This is a genomic window from Streptomyces sp. CBMA123 (assembly GCF_014596465.1).
GTDB lineage: Bacteria > Actinomycetota > Actinomycetes > Streptomycetales > Streptomycetaceae > Kitasatospora.
In genome coordinates, this window is the sequence record NZ_MECK01000405.1 from 1 (window position 1) to 3,233 (window position 3,233).

Genomic DNA, 3,233 nt, shown 5'->3' on the forward strand with positions numbered 1-3,233 from the left:
GGTGGCCGGCCGGGGCGCCGGCCGGGTCGGCGGCGCGCAGGGCGTTGACGAAGCCGGCCAGGTCGCGGGCGAGCGCCTCGGGCGCGGCGAGCACGCCGACCGCCGGATTGACGCCGTCGAGCCAGCGCAGCACCGACCACTCCCACGGGTAGCCCGCGGCGGGGCGGCCGACAGCCAGTGGGGCAGGGACGGGCCGTGGCAAGCGCGGTGCCAGCCGGGGCAGCCACTGGTGCTCGCGGCGGACGTCCCCGGCGGCCCACTCCACCCGGGGCAGCCGGACGGCGAGTTCGGGCCCGAGCCGGAACATCGCGTTGTCCGTCCCGGCGGACCCGACCGGGGTGACCGGCAGGCCCACCCACTGCGGGAACTGGGCGGAGATCAACCGCCGTACCAGGGCCGCGTCGACGACCGGTCCATCGGGGTGCATCCGGGCGGCAGCGCACATGCCCGGCAGCGTACAGCGCAGATCGCCGGGGATCAGCCGGATTGGCGAACTGCGCACATCCTTGCGACCGGCCGGGGCGCCCGGAGCTCGGCCGAGGGCGATCCGCACCCCGACGGCGCCACCCCCGGCCGTACCGCAGCACGTTCCCGACGTTCCCGGCCGGCGCCACCGCGCACAGCGGCCCGTACGCGTGACGCGGCCCGGCGGTAGGCGACGGTAGACGGGGGAGGCGGAGGTGCGCCCCGGGTCGAGCGCGGTGCAGGCTTCGAAGTCTCCACGGTGTCCGTGCCCGTCAGCCCGGGAAGCCGCAACTGGGCCCCGCTCAAACCCGATTGGCGCCGGGGCCGATCCGCGCCACGCCCGCTGCCCCGGGTGCGGCCGGGAGCCGTCACCGGTACCTGCCAGAATGCAGGGCGTACGGCGAAAGCACTGAAGGAGAAGGTGACCGGCTTCGTGACCACGCCAGTCGAACAGGTGGCCCGGCAGGCCCAGCAGGCGATCGAGCGCAAGATCGCCGAGGAACTGGGCGTCCGCGAGGGGCAGGTGAAGGCGGCCGTCGACTTGCTCGACGGCGGCTCGACCGTGCCGTTCGTGGCCCGCTACCGCAAGGAGGTCACCGGCTCGCTGGACGACGCCCAGCTGCGCACCCTGGAGGAGCGGCTGCGCTACCTGCGGGAGTTGGAGGAGCGTCGGGCGGCCGTCCTGGAGTCGATCGAGTCCCAGGGCAAGCTGGACGACGCGCTGCGCGCCCAGGTGCTGGCCGCCGACTCCAAGGCGCGGCTGGAGGACATCTACCTGCCGTTCAAGCCGAAGCGGCGGACCAAGGCGCAGATCGCCCGCGAGGCCGGGCTGGAGCCGCTGGCCGACACCCTGCTCGCCGACCCGGAGCAGGACCCGGCCACCCTGGCCGCGCAGTACCTGAACGAGTCGGTGGCGGACAGTGCGGCCGCGCTGGAGGGGGCCAGGGCGATCCTGGTCGAGCGCTTCGGCGAGGACGCCGACCTGGTCGGCTCGCTGCGCGAGCGGATGTGGACCCGCGGCCGGGTGGTCGCGACGGTGCGGGACGGCAAGGAGGCCGACGGCGCCAAGTTCGCCGACTACTTCGACTTCGCCGAGCCCTTCACCAAGCTCCCCTCGCACCGCATCCTGGCGATGCTGCGCGGCGAGAAGGAGGAGGTGCTGGACCTCGAACTCTCCCCCTACGACGGCGACTCCGAGGGCGACCTGCCCGGCGAGAACGACTACGAGCAGCGCATCGCGGCCCGCTTCGGCATCGCCGACCGCGGCCGCCCGGCCGACAAGTGGCTCGGCGACACGGTCCGTTGGGCCTGGCGCACCCGGATCCTGGTGCGGCTCGGCATCGACCTGCGCAGTCGGCTGCGCGCCGAGGCCGAGGAGGAGGCGGTGCGGGTCTTCGCCGCCAACCTGCGCGACCTGCTGCTCGCCGCCCCGGCCGGCACCCGCGCCACCATGGGCCTGGACCCGGGCTTCCGCACCGGGGTGAAGGTCGCCGTGGTGGACGCCACCGGCAAGGTCGTCGCGTACGAGACCATCTACCCGCACCAGCCCGCCAACAAGTGGGACGCGGCGCTGAACACCCTGGCCGCGCTGGCGAAGAAGCACGACGTCGACCTGGTGGCGATCGGCAACGGCACGGCCTCCCGGGAGACCGACAAGCTCGCCGAGGACCTGCTCAAGCGCCACCCCGAGCTGAAGCTCACCAAGGCGATGGTCAGCGAGGCCGGCGCCTCCGTCTACTCGGCCTCCGCGTTCGCCTCCCAGGAGCTGCCGGACCTGGACGTGTCGATCCGCGGCGCGGTGTCGATCGCCCGCCGCCTCCAGGACCCGCTGGCCGAACTGGTCAAGATCGACCCCAAGTCGATCGGCGTCGGCCAGTACCAGCACGACCTGAGCGAGGTGAAGCTCTCCCGCTCGCTGGACGCCGTGGTCGAGGACTGCGTCAACGCCGTCGGCGTCGACGTCAACACCGCCTCGGCGCCGCTGCTCACCCGGGTCTCCGGCATCACCACCACGCTGGCCGACAACATCGTGGCGCACCGCGACGCCAACGGCCCGTTCCGCACCCGCAAGCAGCTCAAGGACGTCTCCCGGCTCGGCCCCAAGGCCTTCGAGCAGTGCGCGGGCTTCCTGCGCATCCCCGGCGGCGACGACCCGCTGGACGCCTCCAGCGTGCACCCCGAGGCCTACCCGGTGGTGCGCCGCATCCTGGCCTCCACCGGCGGGGAGCTGCGGGAGCTGATCGGCAACGGCGAGCGGCTGCGGGCGCTGCGCCCGGCCGACTTCGCCGACGACACCTTCGGCGTGCCGACCGTCACCGACATCCTCGGCGAGCTGGACAAGCCCGGCCGCGACCCGCGCCCGGCCTTCCGCACCGCGACCTTCAAGGAGGGCGTCGACAAGATCGGCGACCTGGAGGTCGGCATGGTGCTGGAGGGCGTGGTGACCAATGTGGCCGCCTTCGGCGCCTTCGTCGACGTGGGCGTCCACCAGGACGGGCTGGTGCACGTCTCGGCGCTGTCCCGGAACTTCGTCAAGGACCCGCGCGAGGTGGTCAAGCCCGGCGACATCGTCAAGGTCCGGGTGCTCACGGTGGACGTGCCGCGCAAGCGGATCGGGCTGACCCTGCGGTTGGACGACGAGGTCGGCGGCGGCCGGGAGCGGGGCGGTGACCGGGGTGACCGGGGCGAGCGGCAGGCCCGCCCGCCGCGCCAGGAGCGGCGCAGCGGTGACCGGGGCGGCCCGGGCGGCCAGGGCGGTGACCGGGGCG

2 protein-coding genes are annotated in these 3,233 nt (G+C 74.0%); one reads left to right on the forward strand and one right to left on the reverse strand.

The features are described 5' to 3' along the window. A partial coding sequence (locus tag BG452_RS31975; RefSeq protein ID WP_188307849.1) for a phosphotransferase occupies positions 1–445 on the reverse strand: 445 nt, incomplete at its 3' end. Positions 446–898: 453 nt separating this feature from the next. Here BG452_RS31975 and BG452_RS31980 point away from each other — a divergent pair. After that, positions 899–3,233, forward strand: a 2,335-nt coding sequence (locus BG452_RS31980; protein WP_317621323.1) for a Tex family protein, incomplete at its 3' end; no start/stop codon positions are given.